This window comes from Rhizobium sp. TRM96647, assembly GCF_025780115.1.
Taxonomy (GTDB): Bacteria; Pseudomonadota; Alphaproteobacteria; order Rhizobiales; family Rhizobiaceae; genus Mycoplana.
The window spans coordinates 60,421-83,863 of the sequence record NZ_JAOXHF010000015.1; the positions used below are offsets into that span (position 1 = coordinate 60,421).

Annotated in this window: 24 protein-coding genes and 3 pseudogenes; 13 read left to right on the forward strand and 14 right to left on the reverse strand. The window is 62.0% G+C overall.

What is annotated here, in order from left to right:
* Positions 1-30 precede the first annotated feature (30 nt).
* The 4 genes and pseudogenes from OCK02_RS22290 to OCK02_RS22305 form a co-directional block, all read right to left on the reverse strand.
* Positions 31-291: pseudogene (locus tag OCK02_RS22290) on the reverse strand (VirB3 family type IV secretion system protein); the annotation flags it as partial.
* Complete coding sequence (locus OCK02_RS22295; RefSeq protein WP_183808119.1) at positions 291-620, reverse strand: TrbC/VirB2 family protein; 330 nt, start codon at positions 618-620, stop codon at positions 291-293. The gene OCK02_RS22295 and the pseudogene OCK02_RS22290, both read right to left, overlap by 1 nt.
* Positions 617-1,545: pseudogene (locus OCK02_RS22300) on the reverse strand (ATPase, T2SS/T4P/T4SS family). Before OCK02_RS22300 ends, OCK02_RS22295 begins: the two are co-directional and overlap by 4 nt.
* A 246-nt stretch (positions 1,546-1,791) precedes the next feature.
* Positions 1,792-2,682, reverse strand: coding sequence for a LysR family transcriptional regulator (locus OCK02_RS22305; protein ID WP_263814920.1), 891 nt, complete (start codon positions 2,680-2,682; stop codon positions 1,792-1,794).
* Positions 2,683-2,777: 95 nt separating this feature from the next.
* Between OCK02_RS22305 and OCK02_RS22310 the strand changes: the two genes are divergently transcribed.
* Positions 2,778-3,611 carry an SDR family oxidoreductase gene (locus OCK02_RS22310; RefSeq protein WP_263814921.1) on the forward strand — a complete coding sequence of 278 codons (834 nt, stop codon included), beginning with the start codon at positions 2,778-2,780 and terminating at the stop codon, positions 3,609-3,611.
* Position 3,612: 1 nt separating this feature from the next.
* On the forward strand, positions 3,613-3,936 hold the full coding sequence (locus OCK02_RS22315; protein ID WP_183808116.1) for a lipocalin-like domain-containing protein: 324 nt from the start codon (positions 3,613-3,615) through the stop codon (positions 3,934-3,936).
* A gap of 21 nt (positions 3,937-3,957) precedes the next feature.
* Here the strand turns inward: OCK02_RS22315 and OCK02_RS22320 are convergent, their stop codons facing one another.
* Complete coding sequence (locus OCK02_RS22320) at positions 3,958-4,866, reverse strand: LysR family transcriptional regulator (protein WP_263814922.1); 909 nt, start codon at positions 4,864-4,866, stop codon at positions 3,958-3,960.
* 205 nt (positions 4,867-5,071) lie between these two features.
* Here OCK02_RS22320 and OCK02_RS22325 point away from each other — a divergent pair, with 205 nt between their 5' ends.
* The 3 genes from OCK02_RS22325 (at position 5,072) to OCK02_RS22335 (ending at position 7,896) form a co-directional block, all read left to right on the forward strand.
* A complete protein-coding gene (locus OCK02_RS22325) occupies positions 5,072-6,025 on the forward strand; it encodes an MBL fold metallo-hydrolase (protein ID WP_183808114.1) in 954 nt (317 codons plus the stop codon).
* Between the two features lie 25 nt (positions 6,026-6,050).
* Positions 6,051-6,635 carry an intradiol ring-cleavage dioxygenase gene (locus OCK02_RS22330; protein WP_183808113.1) on the forward strand — a complete coding sequence of 195 codons (585 nt, stop codon included), beginning with the start codon at positions 6,051-6,053 and terminating at the stop codon, positions 6,633-6,635.
* A gap of 169 nt (positions 6,636-6,804) precedes the next feature.
* The gene (locus OCK02_RS22335; RefSeq protein WP_183808112.1) at positions 6,805-7,896 is read left to right on the forward strand and encodes an aldo/keto reductase; all 1,092 of its coding nucleotides are present in this window, start codon (positions 6,805-6,807) and stop codon (positions 7,894-7,896) included.
* An 82-nt stretch (positions 7,897-7,978) separates the two neighbouring features.
* On the opposite strand, the gene OCK02_RS22340 is transcribed toward OCK02_RS22335, so the two are convergent.
* Positions 7,979-8,929 carry an AraC family transcriptional regulator gene (locus tag OCK02_RS22340; RefSeq protein ID WP_263814923.1) on the reverse strand — a complete coding sequence of 317 codons (951 nt, stop codon included), beginning with the start codon at positions 8,927-8,929 and terminating at the stop codon, positions 7,979-7,981.
* A 112-nt stretch (positions 8,930-9,041) separates the two neighbouring features.
* On the opposite strand from OCK02_RS22340, the gene OCK02_RS22345 reads away from it, so the two are divergent.
* Positions 9,042-9,323, forward strand: coding sequence for a hypothetical protein (locus OCK02_RS22345; protein ID WP_263814924.1), 282 nt, complete (start codon positions 9,042-9,044; stop codon positions 9,321-9,323).
* A 1-nt stretch (position 9,324) separates the two neighbouring features.
* Entirely contained in the window at positions 9,325-9,996 is a 672-nt protein-coding gene (locus tag OCK02_RS22350) for a hypothetical protein (protein ID WP_263814925.1), read from the forward strand.
* On the opposite strand, the gene OCK02_RS22355 is transcribed toward OCK02_RS22350, so the two are convergent.
* A complete protein-coding gene (locus OCK02_RS22355) occupies positions 9,963-10,877 on the reverse strand; it encodes an SDR family oxidoreductase (protein WP_183808109.1) in 915 nt (304 codons plus the stop codon). The genes OCK02_RS22350 and OCK02_RS22355 overlap by 34 nt on opposite strands.
* 77 nt (positions 10,878-10,954) lie before the next feature.
* Here OCK02_RS22355 and OCK02_RS22360 point away from each other — a divergent pair, with 77 nt between their 5' ends.
* Entirely contained in the window at positions 10,955-11,785 is an 831-nt protein-coding gene (locus tag OCK02_RS22360; RefSeq protein WP_183808108.1) for a helix-turn-helix transcriptional regulator, read from the forward strand.
* 40 nt (positions 11,786-11,825) lie between these two features.
* On the opposite strand, the gene OCK02_RS22365 is transcribed toward OCK02_RS22360, so the two are convergent.
* A complete protein-coding gene (locus OCK02_RS22365) occupies positions 11,826-12,710 on the reverse strand; it encodes an NAD(P)H-binding protein (protein ID WP_263814926.1) in 885 nt (294 codons plus the stop codon).
* Between the two features lie 171 nt (positions 12,711-12,881).
* On the opposite strand from OCK02_RS22365, the gene OCK02_RS22370 reads away from it, so the two are divergent.
* Positions 12,882-13,949 (forward strand): AraC family transcriptional regulator, encoded by a 1,068-nt coding sequence (locus OCK02_RS22370; protein ID WP_183808106.1) that lies wholly within the window; start codon positions 12,882-12,884, stop codon positions 13,947-13,949.
* On the opposite strand, the gene OCK02_RS22375 is transcribed toward OCK02_RS22370, so the two are convergent.
* From OCK02_RS22375 to OCK02_RS22400, 6 genes are all read right to left on the reverse strand, one after another.
* A complete protein-coding gene (locus OCK02_RS22375) occupies positions 13,946-16,147 on the reverse strand; it encodes a xanthine dehydrogenase family protein molybdopterin-binding subunit (RefSeq protein ID WP_263814927.1) in 2,202 nt (733 codons plus the stop codon). The two genes, OCK02_RS22370 and OCK02_RS22375, sit on opposite strands and share 4 nt — an antisense overlap.
* A 33-nt stretch (positions 16,148-16,180) precedes the next feature.
* The gene (locus OCK02_RS22380) at positions 16,181-16,876 is read right to left on the reverse strand and encodes an Isoquinoline 1-oxidoreductase subunit (protein WP_263814928.1); all 696 of its coding nucleotides are present in this window, start codon (positions 16,874-16,876) and stop codon (positions 16,181-16,183) included.
* Positions 16,873-17,340 (reverse strand): (2Fe-2S)-binding protein, encoded by a 468-nt coding sequence (locus OCK02_RS22385; RefSeq protein ID WP_263814929.1) that lies wholly within the window; start codon positions 17,338-17,340, stop codon positions 16,873-16,875. Before OCK02_RS22385 ends, OCK02_RS22380 begins: the two co-directional genes overlap by 4 nt.
* A gap of 327 nt (positions 17,341-17,667) precedes the next feature.
* Positions 17,668-19,887, reverse strand: a complete 2,220-nt coding sequence (locus tag OCK02_RS22390; protein WP_263814930.1) for a xanthine dehydrogenase family protein molybdopterin-binding subunit — start codon at positions 19,885-19,887, stop codon at positions 17,668-17,670.
* Positions 19,888-19,890: 3 nt separating this feature from the next.
* On the reverse strand, positions 19,891-20,343 hold the full coding sequence (locus OCK02_RS22395) for a (2Fe-2S)-binding protein (protein WP_263814931.1): 453 nt from the start codon (positions 20,341-20,343) through the stop codon (positions 19,891-19,893).
* Positions 20,344-20,355: 12 nt separating this feature from the next.
* On the reverse strand, positions 20,356-20,784 hold the full coding sequence (locus OCK02_RS22400) for a c-type cytochrome (RefSeq protein WP_263814932.1): 429 nt from the start codon (positions 20,782-20,784) through the stop codon (positions 20,356-20,358).
* An 896-nt stretch (positions 20,785-21,680) separates the two neighbouring features.
* Here OCK02_RS22400 and OCK02_RS22405 point away from each other — a divergent pair.
* From OCK02_RS22405 to OCK02_RS22420, 4 genes and pseudogenes are all read left to right on the forward strand, one after another.
* Positions 21,681-22,352, forward strand: a complete 672-nt coding sequence (locus OCK02_RS22405) for a sugar phosphate isomerase/epimerase family protein (RefSeq protein ID WP_263814963.1) — start codon at positions 21,681-21,683, stop codon at positions 22,350-22,352.
* Positions 22,353-22,363: 11 nt separating this feature from the next.
* Positions 22,364-22,558, forward strand: coding sequence for a hypothetical protein (locus OCK02_RS22410; protein WP_263814933.1), 195 nt, complete (start codon positions 22,364-22,366; stop codon positions 22,556-22,558).
* 85 nt (positions 22,559-22,643) lie between these two features.
* Positions 22,644-22,934 carry a hypothetical protein gene (locus OCK02_RS22415; protein WP_263814934.1) on the forward strand — a complete coding sequence of 97 codons (291 nt, stop codon included), beginning with the start codon at positions 22,644-22,646 and terminating at the stop codon, positions 22,932-22,934.
* A pseudogene (locus OCK02_RS22420) lies at positions 22,912-23,441 on the forward strand (IS6 family transposase); the annotation flags it as partial. The gene OCK02_RS22415 and the pseudogene OCK02_RS22420, both read left to right, overlap by 23 nt.
* Between the last annotated feature and the right edge of the window lie 2 nt (positions 23,442-23,443).

A 23,443-nucleotide genomic window follows, 5' to 3' on the forward strand; every position in this document is an offset into this window, starting at 1 on the left:
AGTTCTCGCTCGATGCGCGATCCACTGTGCGCGTTGATGCTTGCGCACAACCTCGACGAACTGCTGATCGCGCTTGGCGGCCCAGACGGCAGCGAAATGGCCGACAGCCCAAAGGCCCAGGCCGACGAGCCAGAGGCGGAGACCCAGCCCGAGCGCGGCGGCGAGCGTGCCGTTGAGAATGGCGATCGACCGCGGAGCGCCGCCGAGCAAGATGTGCTCGGTCAGCGCCTGATGGACCGGGACAGAGAAACCCGGCAGCTCGCCGCCATGATGATCGGCGCCGTCGGCCATCAGAGCGCTCCGCCGCCGAACGAGAAGAACGACAGGAAGAAGCTCGACGCGGCGAAGGCGATCGATAGGCCGAACACGATCTGGATCAGGCGGCGCGCGCCGCCGGATGTGTCGCCGAAGGCGAGCGTCAGGCCGGTGATAATGATGATCATCACGGCGATGATCTTGGCCACCGGCCCTTCGATCGATTCGAGGATGGATTGCAGCGGTGCTTCCCACGGCATCGACGAGCCGGAGGCGTGGGCGGCGGGCGCGAGCGTCAACGTGATGAAGGTGACGGACACCGCCGTGGCGATGTGGCGGCGGATGCGCAAAGCATGCTGGATCATGACGGGTCTCCTGTGAGGGGCTGGGTTGCGGGGGTGACGCGGTAGTCGCCGTCGGGGCCGAGGCCCTCGATGCGGGCGAGTTCGGCGAGGCGGCGCTGTGAGCCGCGACCGGACAGGACGGCGACCAGATCGATCGTTTCGGCGATGAGCGCGCGCGGAACGGTGACGACGGCTTCCTGGATCAGTTGCTCCATCCGGCGCAGGGCGCCGATGGCGGTGCCGGCGTGGATGGTGCCGACGCCGCCGGGGTGGCCGGTGCGCCAGGCCTTCAAGAGATCGAGGGCCTCGGCGCCGCGCACCTCGCCGATCGGGATGCGGTCGGGGCGAAGGCGGAGCGAGGAGCGGACAAGGTCGGAGAGCGAGGCGACGCCGTCCTTGGTCCGCATGGCGACGAGGTTGGGCGCGGCGCATTGGAGCTCGCGGGTGTCCTCGATCAGAACGACGCGGTCCGAAGTCTTCGAGACCTCGGCCAGAAGCGCCGCTCGGCGACAGCGCGGCGCAGCGCCTCGGCCTGGCTCGCCGCCATGATTCCGGCGGCCACGTAATCTTCCAGCGTGAAGACCGCGACAGCGGGCTTGCGGATCGCGAAGGTTGGCGCCTGAACGACGGGCGGCAGCAGGCCCTCGAACCGCTCCCCCGTCTCGGGCAGTTCGGCCGACACGCGCGGCGCGCCGGGATGAACCTCGGCGCCGACATGGTGGGCGACCAGGCGGATGATCCGCTCGCCGTCAGACGGCGACAGCAGCTCTCCCGTGTTGGACAGTCCCTCGGAAAGCCGGTCGACCCAGAGCCGCCCATCGGGGTTGAGCATCACCTCGACGATCGCGGGGTCTTCCAGAAACCGGGTGATCGCCGGCCCGAGGGCGGTGCGCAACATGCGCGCGCCGCGAAGGATTGCCTCCGATTTCTGGTGAGTCGCCGCCACGTCGTCCCCGTTCTCTTGCGGGTCCGCGACATGCGGCCCTGGATCGGGGACGAGTAGAAGAGGCAGAAATCAGGGGATTACAACAACCGAAAAGTGGTCGTCGTACTGTGGCGTATAAAGACAGGGAAACGGCGGAATGAAGCTGCACATGCATCGAGCTTAGTGATGCGAAGTTGATCGCGACGCCACCGCCGGCTGGCTTAACCAGTGTGGTCGACAGGGGAGTATAAACAGCACCGACCTTGATCAGCTGGCACCTTTCATCACGTCGATAAAGGCACGGAGGGAAGCGGGCACATGACGATGGCTTGAATAGTAAAGCCGCAGTCCCCCAACCGGGGGCGACCAGTCTTCCAAGAGTGCGATCAATCGCCCGGCTTCCAGCCATGGTCGCGCCGCCGTCTCGGGCACATAAGCAATACCAAGCCCGTCGGCTGCCGCCTCGATCATGAGCATCGTATGATTGAGCGTCATAGCGCCTGAAACATCGATTGCAATCTCCTGCCCATGCCTCTCAAACTCCCACCGGTATAGCTTGCCGATCGGGAGACGCTGTCGAATGCATTGGTGCTGTCGCAGATCTTCTGGTGTGAGCGGCTGGCCGGCTTTCGCCAGGTAGGTGGGCGCGGCAACAGCCAGAAAGCGAAAATCCTCGCTCAGCGGAACCGCTATCATGTCCTGTGGCACCGCTTCGGCAAGCCGGAGGCCAGCATCGAACCCTTGCTCCACGATGTCGATTAGGCGCCCGTCAGTGACCAGGTCGAGCGAGACTTGCGGATAACGCCTTAAAAAGACAGGCACGACCAGCCTCAGTAGCTGGCGCATGGCTTCCTCGCCGCCATTGATGCGCAGCGTGCTGCTCGGATGCGCCCCATCCTCGGCAACTGCGTCGAGGGCCTGATCAAGATCCTGGAGCACCGGCGTCAGCCGTCGAAGAAGATGCTCTCCCGCTTCCGTTGGCGCGACGCTGCGGGTCGTCCGATGAAGGAGCCAGGCCCCAAGGTTGCGCTCAAGCGCTGCGATCGCGTGGCTGAGCGAAGAGCGCGAGACGCCCAGCATGTCGGCCGCTTTTCGGAAGCTCCGGTGCTCTGCGACCGCCACAAGGGCGGCCAGATCCGTCAGTGTCGGCCTCGCCATTGGTCATCCTTGCTCACCAGCTCATGCAGATTAGAGCGCATTATCGCAACAAAGTGGAGTGGCTACATTGTCCTCAATCAATCGAGGATCATGCCATGACGAAAACTTGGTTTATCACGGGGGCTTCCTCCGGACTTGGGCGCATCATGACGGAGAAGCTGCTCGGCCGCGGCGACCGCGTCATTGGAACCGTACGGCGCACAGACGCGCTGTCACACCTCGCGAGCGCCCATGCCGATCAGTTCCACGTAGTCTTGTTGGACCTGATCGATACCGGGGCGGTCCGCGCAGCTATTGACCAGGCGTTCGAACGTGTCGGTCGGATCGACGTGGTGGTCAGCAACGCTGGCTATGGCTTATTCGGCGCGGGGGAGGAACTCAGCGACGAGCAGATTGATCGTCAGCTCGCGACGAACCTCACCGGTTCGATCCAACTTATTCGTGCCAGCCTACCGCACCTGCGATCTCAGGGCGGCGGACGTGTCGTCCAGGTTTCCTCCGAGGGCGGGCAGATCACATATCCGGGCTTCAGCCTTTATCATGCCAGCAAGTGGGGTATCGAAGGGTTCGTCGAGACCGTTGCCCAGGAGGTTGCACCATTCGGGATCGATTTCATCATTGCCGAGCCAGGCCCCACCGATACGAATTTCGGCGCAGCTCTCGATCCGGCGGAGCCCTTCGGGATTTACGAGGAAACGCCCGCAGGCGAGGTTCGCCGGCTCGTCGCTGGTGGTGAGTTCGTGATCCACGGCGATGCCGGCAACACCGTTGACGCAATAATCGAGGCGGCCGACTCGGATCATCCGCCATTGCGGCTCGCGCTGGGCAGCACTGCCTTTGAAAATATCCGCGCCGCGCTCACGAAGCGACTAGAAGCGCTCGAAGCCCAGCGCGATGTCGCCTTTTCCGCCGATCGAAAGGAAGATTGACATGATCAAGCGCAGAGGAATGCTTGTTGCCGGCGCGGCCGCGATGGTCCTTTCCATCGCCACCCCTGTGGCGGCCCAAACCCCGAACAAGGTCATCGGGACTTGGCAGATGACCGCCGCGACAGTCGAGGTGAATGGGACGACGTCGCTTCCCTATGGCCCCGAGCCACAGGGAAAACTGGTGTTTACTAGCGATATGCATTTCGCGGAGTTCCTGCACGATCCGCGCATTCCCCGCTTCAAGTCGAACGAGCGGGGAGGCGGGTCAAACGAGGAGAATAGGGCGGTCAGCGCCGCCTGCGACATCCCATGTAGCGCAGACTAAAGTGATCTTCTGAGTTGAGCATTACTCGACGATTGGAACCCGTCTGTAATCGCGGACGTAGTCGAGAAAAGCCCGCACGGCCGCGCTCGTATGCCGCCGGCTCGGATAATACAGATACCAGCTCGGCAGCTTTTGCTTCCAGTCTCTGAGCAATTCGATAAGCCTGCCTTGTTCGACATCATCACGGACATAGTCCTCGAACAGGTGGGCGATTCCCGATCCCGCAAGTGTGGCTTGGAGCTCTTGATGCGCTGAGCTCAGCGTCAATCGACCTTTCGGGGTGATTTCCACTTCGTCGCCGTCCCTCTCAAATTTCCACGTCACCATGGTTCCGCCGGGGAAACGACGACGAATACAGTCGTGCTGTAAGAGATCGCGCGGTGTCTCGGGCCGACCGCGCTTGCGAAGATAATCAGGCGAGGCCACGATCGCATATTGCAAGGCGGGGCCCAGGGGCATGGCGATCATGTCTTGAGCGAGCTGGTTCCCGAAGCGCACGCCAGCGTCGAAACCTTGCTCCACGATATCGATGATCGCGGCATCACTGACGATCTCGACGTTGATGTCGGGATAGATTTTCATGAATTCAAAGGCCAGAGGGCAGAGAACGTGGTCGGCGGCCGGACCCGGTGCATTGATCCGCACGGTGCCGGATGGGCGCTCGCGAAGCTGATTGAGATCGTCGATCGCTGTTCTGATGTCGTGCAGGGCGGGCCCCAGTCGCTGGAGAAGCTGCTCGCCCGCTTCAGTCGGCGCGACGCTCCGTGTCGTTCGGTTCAGCAGTCGGATGCCCAGCGCTTCCTCGAGCACGCTGATCGATTGACTGATGGCCGACGACGAAACGCCCCGTCCAAGCGCGGCGGCTCTAAAGCCACCGCAGCGGACGACCTCCTCAAATATCTCTAGGCGGTCCAGGCGTAGTGGTCGCATTGCAAAGTCCTACTTAATAAGCTGATCCATTTTGATTAGCTTATCCGCGCGCCGGCTCTGTGTCATCCTTAGAAAACAGTCGCAAGGCGGCGCCACGGATAGTCGCGCCCCCCACCGCCGATGCTGAAATCAAACGGAACCTGCGATCAGGTATTTGGATGGGATCAAAACTATGGGTGAAATCAGACTGAATCGTCGGAAGATCATGCTGACAGCCGCATCGGCCGTCACGGGGCTGATCCTGCCGACCGGCATGGCCTTTGCGCAAACCGCTTCCGCCACGGCCCAGGCTGGAAATGCCGGCCATTACCGCTTTCGCGTCGGCAACATCACAGCGACCGTGTTGAGCGACGGGCTGATCGGCGGTCCCCCGCGGGTCTACGCCAGCGATGCGCCGGAGGTAGAACTGCAGGAGGTTCTGAGGCACGCCTTCCTGCCGACCGACCGACTGACGCTCAATCTCAACACGCTTCTTATCGAAACGAATGGCAGACGGATCCTCCTCGAAGCCGGAGCCGGGCAGACCATGGGTCCTCAAGGCGGTCGCGTTTTCGAGAACCTGGCCGCCATCGGCTTGCTGCCCGAGGACATCGACGTTGTGGTTGTCTCGCACACGCACCCGGACCATGTCGGCAACCTTCGGACCGCCGACGGCGGTAAGGCATTTCCGCGGGCGACCGTCTTTGCGCCTCGTGCCGATTGGGACTTCTTCGTCCGCAACGATCCGGACCTTTCCTATATGCCAGTGCCCGAGGAATTCCGCCGCAATTTCGCTGCGGCCATCAAGCGGAGTGTTGAGCCCGTCGCGAACGGGATCGAGTTGTATGAGGCCGGCACGGAGATCGTCCCCGGTCTGACCACGCTTCCGGCGCTCGGCCACACCCCCGGCATGGCAAACTTCCTCGTTCAATCCGGGAACGATCAATTGCTGTTGACGGCGGATCTCGCCTACCATCCGATCGTCAATGTCGACCGGCCATGGCTGCCCGGGCCAGACCGCGACAAGGATACCGCTCTCGCCTCCCGACGCCGCATCTTCGACATGGCGGCGACAGACCGGCTCCTCGTACTCGGCTTCCACTATCCGTTCCCGGGCCTTGGTCGGATGCTCAAGACGGACGCAGGCTATTCCTGGGTGCCGGCCAACTGGCAGTTCTAATCCGGTGTGTGATGGAGGCTCCGCAATGACGACATCGAGGCGCACGCTCCTTTCGAGTTTTCTTGCCATGCCGCTCGTGCCGCTGACTGGCGCGATCGCTTTCGGGCAGCAGGCGCCGTCGCTGCCGCTGACGCGCGCCTGCGCCGACGAAGATGAACCCACGCTTGCCCGTGAGGCCGGTCCGTTCTTCAAGCCGAACTCACCATCGAAGCGGGATCTTTATCTTGAGGCGCCGCGCGGCGAGCGCATCACCATCGCCGGCTACGTCCTGGATGATCGCTGCCGCCCTGTGCCGCGTAGCCTCGTTGAAATCTGGCAAGCCGACGAAAACGGCGAGTATGATCGTCAAGGCTTCCGCTTGCGGGGACATCAGTTCGCCGACCAGCAGGGACGCTGGTGGTTCAACACCGTCGTGCCGGCGCTGTATCCGGGGCGCACGCGACACTTCCATTTCAGGGTTCAACGTCCGGGCGGAGATCTTCTCACGACGCAGCTCTTCTTTCCAGGCGAGCCAAGCAATGCGCGCGATCGAATATTTGATGAAACGCTGCTCGTGACGATCAGCCCTGCGGGTGACGGTCAGTTCGCACGCTTCGACTTCGTGGTCTGAGCCTGGGTATTTCAGCCTACCAGATCGCACTCGTCACCGGCTCCTGACAGCGGCGGCTTCGAGAACTGCCGATCCGCATCGAGCATCTTTTCCAGGAGGTTCGATCGCCCAGCCAGAGGCACGCCGAGGTACGCGTATGGGGCAAGCTTTTAATAGAGGAGACTATCGAATGAGCGAACAGCAGGATTCTGGTTTCAGCCGACGTGCCTTTATCGGTGCTCTAGGCACGGGAGCCACCATAGCGGCTACAACGCCTTTCTTTTCTGCTGAAGCCCAAGCCCAAGCAGGAGGGCCAGCGACGGCCTCCATGACACATGCACGAACGCGAACGATTCCGAGAACGGAGCAGACGCTCACCACACTCGGTCTCGGCACGTTCCTAACCTTTGACACCCGCCCGGGCGACGATCGCAGGAATCTCGGCGAGGTCTTTCGGCGCTATGTCGCGGGCGGTGGCCGAGTCATCGACACGTCGCCCCTCTACGGATCGGCGGAAGTCTCCGTTGGCGCGTTCCTTGCGGGCACGCCGGAGGCATCCGAGATTTTCGTCGCCAACAAAATCTGGTCGACCGGCAAATATCTCGGCGATGAAAGCCATGCAGTGGCAAGCTTCGAGCAGTCGAGGCTGCGCATCTGGCGCGACACCATCGACCTCATGCAGTGCCATAGCATCGTCAACGCGCCGGTCGTCATCCCGTTGATGCAGGCCTGGAAGAAGGAAGGTCGCATTCGCCATGTCGGCGTGACCCACCATGAAGCAGGCGCGCAAGATCAGCTCGCCGAACTCGTCGAGCGTGGCGGTGTCGATTTCATCCAGACGAACTACTCAATATTCGACCGCAGCGCCGAGCGGCGCCTGCTTCCGGCGGCGGCAGCCCGCGGGATTGGAGTCCTCATCAACCTTCCGCTCGAAAAGGCGCGCCTAATGAAGGTGGTGGAAGGTCGCTCGCTGCCGGACTTCGCCCGGGAATTCGAAGCGGCGACCTGGGCGCAGTTCTTCCTCAAATGGGTCATGGCGCATCCGGCAGTCACAACGGTGCTGTGTGGCACCTCGAATCCGGAGCATGCCGAGGACAATGTCCAGGCCATGTACGGGCCCTTGCCGGACGAGGCGATGCGCCGGCGCATGGTGCAGCATATGGAGACGATCCCGGGCTTCGCCGATATCGGACGGATGCCATGGTATCCTGGCAAAGACGCCCAATATCAGGGACTGATCCGAGCGGCACAGGCGACAGCTCGTGCTCGTATAGGCCATTGAGCTTTCGAATTCGCGAAGCAGTTGCTCTCGCGAGCTTTCCTTACAATGCGATCTTCGCGGACGGTATCCGTCGCGCAGGAGCTCAGGGGTGCCCAACCGGTCGCTGCTCGACTAGGGAGCGAGCATCCACGGCTTTGGAATAGCGGCGCGGCGACAACCCCATGACACGGGTAAAAGCGGTGTTGAATGCGTTCTCTGATTCGTAGCCAACAGCGCGCGCGATATGCGCCAGCGTCTCACTTCCGCTAGCAAGCCGCTCGGCGGCCAGCATCATCCGCCAGCGTGTGAGATAAGCGACCGGCGTCTCTCCCGTTTTCTCGCGGAAACGTCGCGCAAAGACGGTTCGTGACATGCCGACATGCACGGCAAGTTCTTCGAGCGTCCAGCCGCGGCTCGGATCGGCGTGAATCGCGCCGATGGCGGAGCCGACGTTCGGGTCGGCCAAGCCGGCGAATAATCCGATTTCCGTGCCGGACTGCTGCGTCAGATAAAGGCGGAGCGTCTGCGTCAGCATTATATGTGCAAGATGCTGCGCTACGAGAGACGCGCCCGGCTGCGCTTCCCGCAGTTCCTGCATCATCAACTCGATCGACCAACGGAGCGTCGCCTGGTCCGCGGCAGCCTTCAGGTGCACGACGGGCGGCAGCGTTCGGAGCAGCACGTCGGCATGCCGACCGCTAACTTCGAACCGGCTTCCGGTCAGCAGCACGTCTCCGCCGCCGTTGTAGATGACAGTCTCTCCGTCTCGGTCCGGCGCAAGGGCTTCGCTTGCGAGCGTCGGCGCCAGCGCTGGGTCGCTGGAAATCCGCACCGGGCATCCGCTCGGAAGCACGAAACAGTCGCCGGTGACGATCTGGACCGGCTCTCCCGCGTCCTCAAGCGCCAGCCAGCAACTGCCGCGCATCACCGCGTAGCATTTGATGCGGCCGGCAAGATCGTCCAGCCGCAGCGACCAGTCGCCGCCGGCGTCGAACCCGGCGGTGATGTAGCTGCGCGGCTTCAGGAGCGAGAGAATTTCGGAAAGTGGATCCATGGAACGGTACGATCGCGAAGAAAAATGATATCACCAGCTAGAGAACGTACCGCGGATCCGGGCTATTTGCATCTCCGAACCGACCGGTCATCGGCCGATAAGGAGAAAAAAGATGAAAGCAGCAGTCGTCACAGATTTCGGAAAGGCGCCAGCCTATGGCGATTTCCGGGACCCCGTCGCGGGGGAAGGAGAAACGATCGTGCGGGTTCACGCTGCGCCTTTGAGCCCAATCGTCAAGGCCCTGGCTTCAGGCAGGCATTACACAAGCGGCGCCCAAGCGGGTTTCGTACCAGGCGTGGACGGTGTTGGCACCGACCCGGAGGGCCGACGAGTATATTTCCTGTTCCCCAAAGCCCCCTTCGGCTCGATGGGCGAACTGGCTGGTATCGGATGAAATGATCGTTGCCATACCCGATAAAATATCGGACGTGCGCGCTGCCGCGGTTGCGACCGGTGGCTTGGCGTCCTGGGTCGCCCTGACGCGGAGGGCGCCGCTTCAGCCGGGCGCCACCGTTCTCGTCAATGGCGCGACGGGTGCTGCTGGGGGGATGGCCGTGCAGATCGCGCGGCACTTCGGCGGGCACAGGGTTATCGCAGTTGGTCGCAACAAGACGACGCTGGACCGGCTCGATGTCGAGTCGCGCATCGCTCTCGACGGCGGCGCCGACGAGGCCTTGCGCGCGGAATTCGACCGCGGGGTCGATCTCGTGCTTGATTTCCTATGGGGCGAGCCCGCCGCAAGGGTCATTGGCGCCGCAACGAAAAACCGGGGGGCACGAAACGGCGAGCCGCGTGTGCGCTACGTGCAACTCGGCACAGTGGCGGGCGATGAGATTTCGCTCCGTGGCGATGCTTTGCGCAGTTCGGGGATCGAATTGATGGGCAGCGGCATCGGCAGCGTCGCCATCCGGGAATTGTTGGCCGGCGCGCGCGAGCTTCTGATGGAGACGAACAAGGCCGGATTCGACGCGCCGGTCACTACGCTGCCGCTAACCGCCGTAGGCGAAGCTTGGGCGGGCTCATCTGATGTTCGCTATGTGCTCTGCCCAGCGCTGGCATCAAAGTAGCTTGCATCAATGATGTCGGCCAAAAGTCCGGGGCCTGTGGGGTTCCAGTTGAGGCGGGCTCGTGTCCAATCGCTTGAGGCTGGCTGGCCAATGGAGGCGAAGCCGAAGAACCAGCCGAAATGCTCCTGGGCTTCCTCCACGGATAGCGACACGCACGGAATACCGAGACCTCCGGCAATCGCTTCCGCGATCTCCCGGAACGGAATGCCCTGTTCGGCCACGGCATGATATGTCTCGGCGCTCGCGCCGCCTTCGACAGCAAGCCGAAAGGCGCGGGCGGCATCGTCCACATGCACCGCCGGCCAGGCGTTGTGTCCATCTCCGATATAGGCCGATCGGCCCGTCCGTCGTGCGATATCGATCAGCATTGGGACAAAGCCATGATCACCCTTGCCATGCACGGATGGAGGCAGGCGCATGATGCTCGTCGGGATGCCGCGATCGGAAAGCGCCTTGGCCGCCGCCTCAGACGCCCGGGGATAAGTGCCCGACGGCGGGAAGGCCGGATCGGCCTCGACGGTGAGAGGCCCCGCTGCATCCAGGAAGGCGACGCCCGCCGTGACGATAAATGGCTTTTGCGTGCTCTCGATAGCTGCCCCGAGCGTCTCGATCGCCGTTCGGTCGATCGCGCACGCTTCGGCGAAACGCGAGAAGTCGTGCACGAAGCCTGTATGAATAATCCCATCTGACGTCCGGGCACCCTGCCGAAGCGTTTCAGGCATTTCGAGATCACCGCGGAGGACCTCCGCGCCCATCTTTGCGAGTGCATCCGCACTGCGGTCGGAACGGGCAAGCCCCAGAACCTGGTACCCCTGCGCGAGGAGTTCCCTCACTACGGCAGAGCCGACAAATCCTGTTGCGCCGGTAATAAACATTTTCATGGCCAAATTCCTTCTTGTTCATGAGAAGAATATCGGGCAAAGTTATCCTGTTAAATACGTGACGTTATAGTGGTATAATGACTGACAGGCTGGATGCCATCGATAACGGAAATCGCCTCGGTGCGTTCTTGAAGGACCGCCGACAGCGGCTCGATCCCGTAGCGCTTGGTTTTGGAGGTCGCCGCCGGACGCCGGGCCTGCGGCGCGAGGAAGTTGCTCTACGGGCTCATATCAGTACGACATGGTATACTTGGCTGGAACAAGGGCGCGGTGGCGCGCCATCGCCGCGTGTGCTGGATAGCCTCGCCGACGCGCTCATGATGACCGAAGCGGAGCGGGAACATTTGTTCCTTGTCAGCATTGGCCGTCCACCGAAAGCCCCTGCCTTTGCGCGTGATGGCATATCTTGGCGACTACAGCGGTTCCTCGACGCCATGCCTTTGATCCCCGCAACGGTCGCGACCTCGACTTGGGACATCGTTGGCTGGAATCGCGCGGCGAAACTCGCTCTTACAGACTACGAAGTGCTACCGCCGGGCGAGCGGAACATCTTGCGGCGGATGTTTCTCGACCCGGCAGCGCGTGCCGCGCAGAGCGACTGGGAGTCCGTGGCCCGGTTTCTAGTCGCAACTTTTCGGGCGGAAACCGCTCGCGCTGGCGAGGACAGCCGTGCTGCAGAAATCGTGGCCGAGATATCTGAGAAGAGCAGCGATTTCGCGCGCATGTGGACAGAAAATGACGTGCAGACGACCGGCGAAGGGGCGAAGACGATCCGCCACGCGATTGTTGGCGAGATAACCTTCGAGTTCTCGTCTTTTGCGATCGATGGCCGACCGGACCTCAAGTTGATGATCTATAATCCGGCAGGCGAAGCCGATCTGGAAAAGATGGGCAAGCTCTGCGGCTGAGGTCGAGTTGCTTGCGGCTGGAGTGTATCGGAAGGCCGGCTCAGCCGAGTACGGCGACCTTGAGCGTGTCCTCGCACCACTGGCGAAAGGTTGTCGGCGTTGAGTTTTCCGGCGTCCTCGACACTGCCAGGTCGAGACCCTGACCCTTCGCCCGGGCCATGTCCGTCATGCCCTGTGCCATGGCCTCTGACATGCCGAACTGCACGAAGCGAGCCTTATAGGCCTCGAAGCTGATCTGCTGGTAGGTCACCACCTTGCCGAGCACATCGGATATGATCCCGGCCATGTCGTTGAACGAAATGTCCTCAGGCCCGAGGACCGGCACCTCGCTCTGGCCCGTCCAACTGTCATCAAGCAGCCAGCGGGCCGCGACCGTTGCGATGTCGCGTGTCGCAACGCTGGGAAGCTTGAGATCGCCGGCGATCGGCAGGAAGAACTTACCCTGATTTCTGATCGCAATTGCCTGGCGGACGAGATTGTCCATGAAGGATGGCATGGCCAGGGCACGGAATGGGACCCCCGTACTGGCGATCAAGTCGTCCATCGCCAGCGAGCCGGTGACAAAGCCCGCCTTGTCGGCGACGGGTGAACCGCGCCCGAGCGCCGTGATCGAAACCACGCGCTTGATATCTTGCTCCTTCAGAATCGCTGCCGCGGGACGGGTGAAATCGACGTAGGCCGCCTTGACCGAAACGGCCTTCGGGTCGGGAGGCACGAGCCAGAATACCGCGTCGGCGCCGCTGAACGCTTGATTGACGACGCCAGGATCCCCGTGAGAGCCTTTGAGGACCTCGACGCTATTTCGCACATCTTCGGCCAAGTGTGATGGATCGCGCACAATCACTCGGATTGGCGCGCTCGACATGAGAAGATGTTGAACGACTTGACGGCCAATATCGCCAGTGGGGGCAGTTATAACGATCATGTTTTACTCCAGTGTTTGAAGGTGCAAGTTCGGCCGGCGCGTCCCGCACCGGGCTGACCAAGCAAATGTGCCGTCGCTAGCATTTATGTTCGGCCTCGAAATTATGCCGTTGCCTTAGGACGGTCTATGCTTCATAAGCCTCATTATCTTTGCAATCGTCCGAGACGGCTCATGGATCCACTTTCAGACGTCCTTTCTCTGCTCAAGCCACATGCCTACGTCTCATCCGGCTTCGACGCCGGCGGCGACTGGGCTGTCCAGTTCGGCGACCAGCACAAGCTCATCAAATGTTATGCGGTCGTGTCGGGTGACTGCTGGCTCACCGTGGACGGTATTGCCGACCCGGTGCGCCTTGTGGCGGGGGATTCTTTCGTGCTGCCGACCGGTTGCCCATTCCGGCTTGGCAGCAGCATCGATGGGCCCGCCGTTGGGGCAGGGGAGATATTCCCGGCCGCGCGAAGGGGCGGCGTCGTCACGCTTAACGGCGGCGGGGGATTGTTTCTTGTCGGCAGCCGCTTCGGCGTGAAGGGTAATCACGCCGATATGCTGCTGGGCCTGCTTCCGCCGATCGTGCACATTCACGAGCAACCGGAGCAGGCAGCCCTGCGTTGGTCTGTCGAACAAATGATGAAGGAACTGCGTGAAGAGCAGCCTGGCAATGCCCTTGTCGCGCAGCATTTGGCCCATATGATGCTCGTGCAGGCACTACGTGTGCACCTGGATACGGGCGGCGGCGACCGCGTCGGCTGGTTCTTCTCTCTGGGGGATAAGCAGCTTGGCGCCGCGATCAAGGCAATTCATGCCGAGCCCGCTTATCAATGGACCCTTCAAGAGCTTGGTGAGATTGCCGGCATGTCGCGCTCGACTTTCGCGCTCAGGTTCAAGGAGCGTGTCGGCGAGCCGCCGATGCAGTACGTGGCGCGATGGCGGATGCTGCTTGCCTGCGACAGGCTGGAGAATTCAAGCGATCCCGTCGCGACGGTCGCCGCTTCGCTCGGCTATGAATCGGAAAGTGCATTCAGCACGGCCTTCAAACGCGTCATGGGCTGCTCGCCTCGCCAATACGGGCGCTTTCGGAAGGCGGGGCCGGAGGCGAGTTACGTTGCCGCAAGCTCGCGGTCCCATGAGCGGCGCCCGGATTCAGAGAATGGTAGCCGTCGCGTTCAGCACATTATTGCTGTGGCGGCAGCGGACGGGCGACGTGCGTCGGATCAAAGGCCTGCCCCGGCCAGCCGCTAAGATTGCACGGACACGTCCGTATTGCTGCGCGCGTTTCCATCGAGGAACGGCAGGCGTGATGTTGGCTGCCCAGTCAATGCCAGGATCGCGTTCGCGACTGCCGGTGCAGTTGGCGCTACCCCCGGCTCCCCCATACCGGTCGGCCGGCCCGTGGAGGCGATAACGTGGGTTTCGACGACCGGCATCTCGTTCATACGCACAACCAGGTATCGATCGAAATTGGTTTCCTGAACGATACCGTCCTTTAGCGTGATGGCGCCATACAGGGCAGCAGACAGACCGAAGCCGATGCTCCCCTCCATTTGCGCTGCGATCTGGTCGTGCGCTACGGCGATACCGCAATCGACGACAGCAACAACGCGGTGGACGATGGGCCGGTCGTCGACCAATCGCACCTCGGCGACCTGGCCAACGATCGTGCCGAAGGCTTCATGGATAGCGAGCCCGCGCGCCCAGCCGGGCTCGATCGGACCGCCCCAGCCGGCCCTCAGGCAAAGCTCGTCAAGAACTGCGAGCCGTCGCTTGTCCCCCGCCTTCTCGTAAAACACACGCCGGTACGCTGCCGGGTCGAGACCGGCGCGCCGGGCAAGTTGATCGACAATATGCTCCATTACCAGGGCGGTATAGGAATGACCGACTGAGCGCCACAGGCCGACCACGACCGGAAAAGTTGGGGTGAAGATCTTGCCCTCGACGGTCGAAGCGGTCGAGAAATAGGGCGAGTGGGTGATCCCTTCGGTCGCGAGAGAGTTCGGCCCAACGGGAAGAAGCGATTGGCAGACGCTGTGGATGCGCCAGCGCGTCGGAAACCCGTCCGGACTCAATTGAACCCACACACGGTGATGCGACATCGGCCGGAAATAGCCGGATGCTATCTCGTCCTCGCGGCTCCACATCAGCTTGACAGGGCGGCCATCGGTCCGCTTGGCGATCCGCACACATTCGACGAGATAGTCAGAGCTCAGAACGCCGCGGCGGCCGAACGACCCGCCGGCAGGCACCACTTCGATGTCGACCTTGCCGGGAATGGTGCGGGCGGCAAACGCAGCATAGACCTGGTCAACCGTCGCCAGATGCGCGCCCGATGTGATCGAGACGTCCCAGCCATTCACCTGGGCAACACAGTCGAGTGTCTCCATGGGCGCATGCGCGAGATAGGGAAAGTCGAAGGCGAAATCCGCGACATCACCATCGAACGGGACCTCAGGATCGTCGCCCTTGGAATCGAACTCGGCCGGTTCCACATCGCTGCGTCCTGCCGCGATATCGTGATAGTAGCGGACGAGTTCGTGCGTGGAGCGCGTTTCGGCTTCGCTGTCGTCCCATTCGATGCGAAGCGCATCGCGCCCCTTCCATGCGGCAAAGGTCGTTTCGGCGACCACGGCAACGCCGGTTTCGATCGCGAAGACATCGACGACACCCTTCACCTTGCGCGCGTCGGATGCATCGAACCGCGCCAGCGTGCCGCCGAAGCGGGGGCTATGCGCGACCATCGCGACCAGCATGTCCGGGCGCTGGATGTCCTGCGTGTAGACCTGGGCGCCCGTGCTCTTCGAAAGGCTATCCTTGCGCCGCACCTTGTCGGTGCCGATCAGCCGATAGTCCGCTGGCCGTTTCAGCACGGGCGACTGCTGTGGTTGCAGGCGAGATGCGTCGGCGAGCAGTTCGACGAAGGTTACGGCGCGGTTCGAGCCGGGTTGGGATACAATCCCGTCGCGCACCGTGATCGCGCCGATTGGAACGCTCCAGCGAAGGGCGGCCGCCTCGACGAACATGGCGCGCGCCGCAGCACCGGCATTGCGCATCAGGTCCCAATTGGATGCGATGCCGTTTGACGCTCCTGTCATCTGTGGGCCGTAGGCGCGAAAATTGCTGCGTGAATCGACGACGCGCACTCTGTCCCAATCCGCGTCGAGCTCCTCGGCGACGATCGCAGCGAGACCGGCATGGATTCCCTGGCCCAGTTCTTGCTGCTTGTTGACGATCGTTACCCAGCCGTCATCGGTAATACGGATGAAGGGCCCGAAAGCGCTGGGCTCGGGATCGTCACCGCCTCCCTGAAGGATCGCGCCGGCGACCTGCATCGGGTTGGTGGCGATGTAGCCGACGACCAGCGCGCCGCCGATCAGCGATCCACCCAGGATCAGCCGGCGGCGCGTCAGCCGGAAGCACGATTTCTTTTCAGATGGATCGGTCATGGGCGTCGTCCTATCGGGGTTGGTGCGTTCGGCTCATGGTGGGCAGACGGCATCGGTTTCCAGCCAGGCCTTTATTAGCGCTCCGAATTCCGCCTGCGTGCCGGGCGCAGCTCTCCGGTCTGCCCCCGGGGTCCATGCCCAGCCGACCAGTTCGTCCTCTGTCATGTGGCGGAGCAGTTCTTCCCGCGTCATATGCGAGCGCGCCGGATCCAGAAGCTGCCTGCAGATATCGCCGAGCGTCTTGCCCTGCCAGGCCATCTCGATGGGAGCGAGCTTCCAGTCTATATTGCCTGGAACACCCGACGCTTCGAAATTCTCGGCCTGATGGCAGGTGCTGCAGCGCAGCGTCGGTGCGCCACCACCATCAACGCCGCGTGTGACCCAAGGCGTGTGGGGGCGCAGGCTATCTGTCTGCGTTGGCCGATCGGTTCGCGGATGACAGTTCATGCAGCGCGGGTGCTGGATCACGCGACCCGCTTCCTCGAACAGCGCTATCGATCGCGCCCGTGGATCGGCGATCGCATCAAAGTAGGCAGCCAGACGCAGGCGCTCGATCTCGACAGGCAGCAGCCTGGCCGCGAGCGCCTGTGTCTGCGGCATGGTCCGGGGGTATAGCGCGTAGGCAAGGCCGCCCGCACCCACCACCACCACGATCAGCCCAAGTAAAGACAAGACGCCAACCTTAAGTCGGCGACGCCAGTTCCCGAAGGCGGGTGCATGCCAGCTCATGTCGGTGAACCCAACTTCGACGCCGCGTCGTGGATTGCGGCACGAATACGGTTGTATGTCGCGCATCGACAGAGGTTGCCGCTCATGGCCAGATCGATATCGCGGTCGGTTGGTTTCTCGGTGGCGCGAAGCAACGCGATCGCGCTCATCACCTGCCCTGATTGACAGAAGCCACATTGTGGGACGTCGTGCGCAACCCAGGCGTCCTGTATTGCTCTCACGTCGGCGCCTTCTATCGCCTCGATCGTGATGATCCGCGCGGAGGAAGCGACCTCCAGCGAGAGTGTGCAGGAACGCATCGGCTGGCCATCGACATGCACCGTGCATGCGCCGCATTGCGCAGCACCGCAGCCATACTTAGTGCCGGTCAGCTTCAATGTATCGCGAAGCACCCAGAGGAGGGGAGTTTGTCCGTCATCTTCGACGTGGTGAACCTGGCCATTGACGGAGATCGCATACGACATGAACAACTCTCGGGATTAGCTATTTCACCTGAGAGGCTATTCTTTTCCGGCTCAAACGAACACGCGCGATCCTTTAAATAATTTGCCCATTCCTACAAATGGATAATTGGCCGCCTTGATGGGACGAGGGAATCGCCGCACCCTTCAATTCGAGAAAGTGGGAGAGTCGCTTTCACCGGAAGCCTTTTCAAGCGGTGGGAACGCCCCCGAGACAAGATGATAAAGGCCTGCAGCTAAGGCGGCGCAGAGATTAAAAAGGAGCCCCCCATAGCTGCGATGTCGCGCGGCTATGTGGGCTGGGCCAATCCACCAGGTGGCCGAAGAAGGTCAGGCTTCCAGCGCTGCCTTAACTCGCTCTGGAGTGAACGGATAATGGCGAAGCCGCAGACCCCCGGTGAGGCGCGCGACAGCGTTTGCGATTGCCGGACCCGTGGGAGGGAGGCCAGCCTGACCAATGCCGCCAGAAGGACTCCCGGGTGTCGGCACCACGGCGACCTCGATCTCAGGCGCCTCGGACATGCGGATCACCCGATACGTGTCGAAATTCGACTCCTGAACCTCGCCATTGACGACGTTGATCTGCTCGAACAGGGCATGGCCGGTACCGTTGGTGATGCCGGTCATCATCATGGCTTCGATATGGAGGGGCTGGATAGCCACGCCGGGATCGATCGCGCACCAGACCTTGTGCACCCGGATTTGGCCAGTGTCGCGGTTGAGCGAAACCTCGGCGACCTGGGCGCAATGCGAGCCGAAGGCATCGGAGTAAGCCAAGCCGAGCCCCCTACCGTCCCGGGCGCGATCCCACTCAGCCATCCGGGCAACGGTCTCGATCACCTTGCGCGCGCGCGGCTGGTCCTTGAGAAGTTCTAGGCGCAGCGCGGCGGGATCGATGCCTCTGGCGGCTGCAATCTCGTCGATGACACATTCGATCGCAAACCGCGTATAGCCGACCCCCACCGCGAACCAGAATCCAATGGCGAGACCCTTGTCCTGCCGCAAGTATTCGATCTGGTGGGCCGGCACGGCGTAGTTGAATTTTGCGCCTTCGGTCACGACGTCGTCGTGACCGCCTGCCTCTGCGAAGACGGGCGGCAAAGTGCGTGCAAAGATCGAGTCGGCTACGATGCGATGCCGCCAGCCGACGATGTTCCCCTCGGCATCGAGCCCGACCTTCACGTGCTGTGCCTCGAGTGGTCTGAACGTGTCGTGCCGGACGTCATCTTCACGGCTCCAGATGACCTTAACCGGCCGGCCCTCCACGGCCTTGGCCAGCGACACCGCATCAACGATGAAATCTGCCTCCGCCTTGCGCCCGAAGCCGCCGCCGAGCAGGGTTGTATTCACCTTGACCTTATCGGGCGTGGTGCCCACTATCTCTGCCGCGAACCCCTGTGTGCCTGTCGGACCCTGGGTCGGCGCCCAGATCTCCACCCTGTCGCCGGTGACGAGTGCTGTGGCGTTCATCGGCTCCATGGTTGCGTGGGCGACATGGTCGCTCATGTAGTCGACCTCGATCACCGTCGTGGCCCCGGCGATCGCGGCCTCAGCATCACCATTGGTGTGCGCAGGAACACCTTGCTGGCTAAGGTCGCGGCCGACGGCGCGATACTCGTCGAGCAACCGCTGGCTTGTATAATTTCTGACCCGTGATGTCGTGCTCCAGGTCACCTTGAGCAGATCCTTCGCACGCTTCGTAGCTTCAACTGTTTCTCCGATAATGCCGACGCCGTAGGGCAGCGCGACGATATGGGTGATGCCGGGAACATCGCGCGCTTCGGCGTCGTCGATGGTCTCCGGCCGTTCGTCCTGAACCGGCGCCCGCAGAACCGCTCCAAAGAGCATGTTCGGAAGCTGGACGTCGATACCGAAGACGGCGGTGCCATTGATCTTCGAGGGCACGTCTATGCGCAGGATTGTTCTGCTGCCAATATAGCGCCACCTGTCGCTTGGCTTTAGATCAACTTCAGTCGCCTGCGGCAGTGGATCCGGAAGTACTGCTCTAGCGGCGATCTCACCGTAGTCGAGCGAGCGGCCCGAGGGTGGATGCACGACCTTATGGGGCTCGGTCTCGAGTTCCTTCACTGGCACGTTCAGCATGCCAGCCGCGCCTGCAAGAAGGACCAAGCGGGTCTGGGCGCCGGTTAGCCGGAGCAGTGCATTGTAGCCGCGCGTAGACTCGCTACCACCGGTGAGTTGTATCCCGTAGAAGCCGGGATTACCGTAGGTCTCGGCATCGGAGGGTGCCTGCACGACCCGCACACGGTTCCAATCGGCATCTAGCTCCTCGGCGACGAGCAGCGGCAGTGTTGTTGTGATGCCTTGGCCCATCTCGACCGCAGGCGAGATGATGCTGACTGTGCCGTCCGCCGCGATCGTGACCCAGGCGTTAGGACGGAAGTCACCTTGGGCGGAGGGGGCTATGTCTGCACCGTATGCAAGGCCGGGCGGTCTCCCGAACGCGACTGCGATCCCTAAGCCACCGACAGTGACGAGGAAGCTACGCCGCGACAGTGCGCGGCTCTGAGGCTGCAAGATGTGGGTCATGGCTCAGCCCTCCTGTGCTGCGCGTTGGATCGCGCTGATGATGCGGACATAGGTCCCGCAACGACAAATGTTGCCGTCCATGTGAGCGATGATCTGCTCGCGAGTGGGGGCGGGAGTGTGTTCGAGGAGTGCTGCCGCCTGCATAATCTGGCCGGACTGACAGTAGCCGCATTGCGGCACCTGCTCGGAGATCCAGGCCTTCTGCAGTGGATGGCTTGCGTCCGGCGATAGACCTTCAATGGTGGTCACTTCTCGGCCCGCAACGTCTTCCAGGAAGGTCTGGCATGAGCGTGTCGGTTCTCCGTCGATATGGACAGTGCACGCGCCGCATTGCGCAATCCCACAGCCGAATTTGGTGCCGGTGAGCTTCAGATGCTCGCGGATCACCCAAAGGAGCGACGTATCGGGTTCGGCGGCGACATCAACCGCTCGCCCGTTGATCGTGAAGGTCGTCATGAATGCTTCTCCTCAATCTGGTGATTGGCTTTCGAGATAATTGATAATTGCAGCCCGTTGTGCGCCATCGGGGATGCTGACGGTCATCCGTGTCCCCCGGATCATTTGGCGCGGCGCGGCGAGAAAGGTCTCGAGTGACTGGGGATCCCAGGTGATGCCGGAAGATTGCATGGCCAGGGAATAGTTCGCGCCTTCGACGCTGCCGGCAGTCCGGCCGATAACGCCAAAGAGTGAGGGTCCCATTTTGGTTTGTCTCGGCTCGATGTTGTGGCAGGCGGCGCAACGCTGCCGGAACAAGCGCTCTCCATCTGCCTCCTGAGCGGCAGCTGAAGACGCAAAGAACAGCCCGAAAGGCAAAAGAATTGTAAACAGAGCGCCCGCCGGTCCTTTGATCCGACCTGCTGCAGGAGCGGTTATGGAATGGATCGTGGTGCAAATCATTGTATCGCCTCCATAGTCAGGCGATACGATAGTTATGCCTGTAGAAACGATCTATGCTCGGAAATCCGTGATATCTTTTCGATCGTCCGAACTTGATGTTTGATATCCTGATGGATGCGCTCACTACTGTAGCCGTGTTGGCACCACGTTTCAGCCGATATGCAGGACGTCTCGGCGACTATTTCGCCAATGTTAACGCACTGTGCAGTCTCTCCCGCCAAGCCGAGTCTGCGTGCTCGCCATTACTATTCTGGCAGTTGAGGCCGTTGTCCTAGACGGACACTTTGTCCTGTTAGCGCTTTCGCCGACTCCTCCGCGAGCCACGCGTTGGTCGAAGAGTGAGCCACGCCGCATGAGGATTGCTTGGAGCTGGCTAGCCGTGGTTGCATCGCGCTGAAGGGGCTCGCAACGCCGGCCCAGTGCCCCGGCTAGCCGCACGAGATGTTGTCAATCCTTCGCGTTTCCTGATTGTAGGAGACCCAGATCTGAAGTTCTTGCGCACGCTGAATAGGACAGACGCCATGTCGCATCTGCTGGTTTTGGAAGCGAATCTAGTGGCTGTCAGACGAAGCGCTGAAATTCCGACGCTCGGCACTGGTTGCCAAAGTAGAATTTGCGCGAGCCGTCTGGGGACTCCGCAATCCAGACACCCGGCTGACGTGGATGGTTCCGGATGGTCGAGTTTTCAGGAGCCCAGTACGTGAATGGCGGCCGCGGATCGGCAACCATCACGACGTCCGGTGTGGTAAGCGGAGAGGCCGCAACCGGAGTCACCCCTGCAGACGTGCAGCTGATCATGGCCGGCACGAATGCGACTGCCATGCCGAGGAAATAGAGCGAAGGCCGGATACGCATAACGAACCTCAACGGCAGGTATTCTGGCCGATGCGCGGGCGCTGGGACGAAAAGTGCGTGGCATGGGCCTCGATATCGTCGCCTTCACGCCGGAGCAGTGCATCTATCCAATCAATATCTCGGCGAAGGAAGCGGAGCTGCGCGACCGTTCGGTGCGCTATTTCCTGGAATCCATGGAATTCGCCACCGAATGCGGTGCCCCGGCACTTCTGGTGACGGCAGGCGGCGGTTACCGCGACGAGCCTGCGGAACAGGCGCTGGAGCGCTGCGTCGATTCCATGGGCCTGCTCTGCGACCGCGCGCAAAAACTCGGAATCGATCTCTGGATGGAATCACTGCCGGATTCCTTTGCCAACATCATCCGGTCGGCCAAGGAAATCCGCGACCTGATGGACACGCTGAACAGCCCCGCGCTGCATGCGGTCTATGACGTGGCCGGCGCGGTGATGACGCAGGAGACGCCGCAGGATTATTTCACCCATCTCGCCGGCCGCGTCGCACATGTGCATTTCACCGATTCCGATTCCGGCGGTAGCCATCTCGCCTGGGGCGACGGCATCATCGACCTCGACGGGCTGGTCGCCTATCTGCGCAGCCAGAATTATGAGGGTTCGCTGACGGTCGAGCTGACCAACTGGAAGTACAATGTCGATCCTACCCTGCCGCTGAAGCAATGCGTCGAGGCCATGCGCAAGGCCCTCGAGCCGGTATAGGCGGTGCGGGCATGGAGGAAAAAAATCTAGCCGTTGCGCCGCCAGAGAAGACCGATCCGTTGCTGCGGCCGTTGCAGCTTGGCCGGCTCACGCTGCGCAACCGGATCATGAGCACCAGCCACGAGACCGCCCTCGACGAGGGCGGCCATCCGCTGGAGACCTATCAGCGATATCACGAGGAGAAGGCGAAAGGCGGCTTGCGCTGACGATGTTCGGCGGCTCGGCGCGCGTCTCCGCGGATACGAGTTGGGGCGGCACGCAGCTCGAGGTACGAGCGATGCGATCATCCCGGTGTTCCGCGTCTTCTCCGAACGCATCCATCGCTACGGCGCCGCGCTAGTGTGTCAGATCTCCCGTGTCGGCCTGTGGGCCAACGCCACGGTGGGCGCCTCGCTTCCCGCCCTCGGCCCCACCCATTCGCGCGAGGACTATAATCGCAGCTTCGCACATGAGATGGACCGCGACGATATCGCGCGCATCGTGCGTGACTTCGGCCAAGCGGCGCGGCGAGCGCGCGAGGGTGGGCTCGACGGTATCGAGACGATGACCGGCGGCGGCGTTGTCACGTTGTTGGTGGCTTAACGGTTGGTGGCTAATCGATCACTATGAACACGCCAACCGTCAGCTACAAGAACCACCGCTTTCCACCGCAGATTATCGCTCATGCGGTTTGGCTGTATTTCCGATTTCCCCTGAGCCTGCGTCTGGTGGAGGAAATGCTTCTGGAGGGCGGTATCGTCGTGTCTTACGAAACGATCCGTCGATGGGGCCGCAAGTTCGGCGCGGCCTATGCCAAGCAACTGCGGAGAAAGCAACCGTGTCGAAAGGATATCTGGCATCTGGATGAGGTGGTGATTCCATTGGCGGCCGTAAACACTGGCTGTGGCGTGCTGTCGATCAGGACGGCTACGTTCTCGATGAGATCGTGCAGGGTCGCCGCGATTCCAAGGCGGCCAAACGGCTGCTGGTCAGGCTGTTGAAGAGACAGGGTCTGGCACCGAAGCGCATCGTCACCGACAAACTCCGTCCTACGGCGCGGCCAAACGGACCATGATGCCCGCGATTGAGCATCGATCACACAAGGGTCTCAG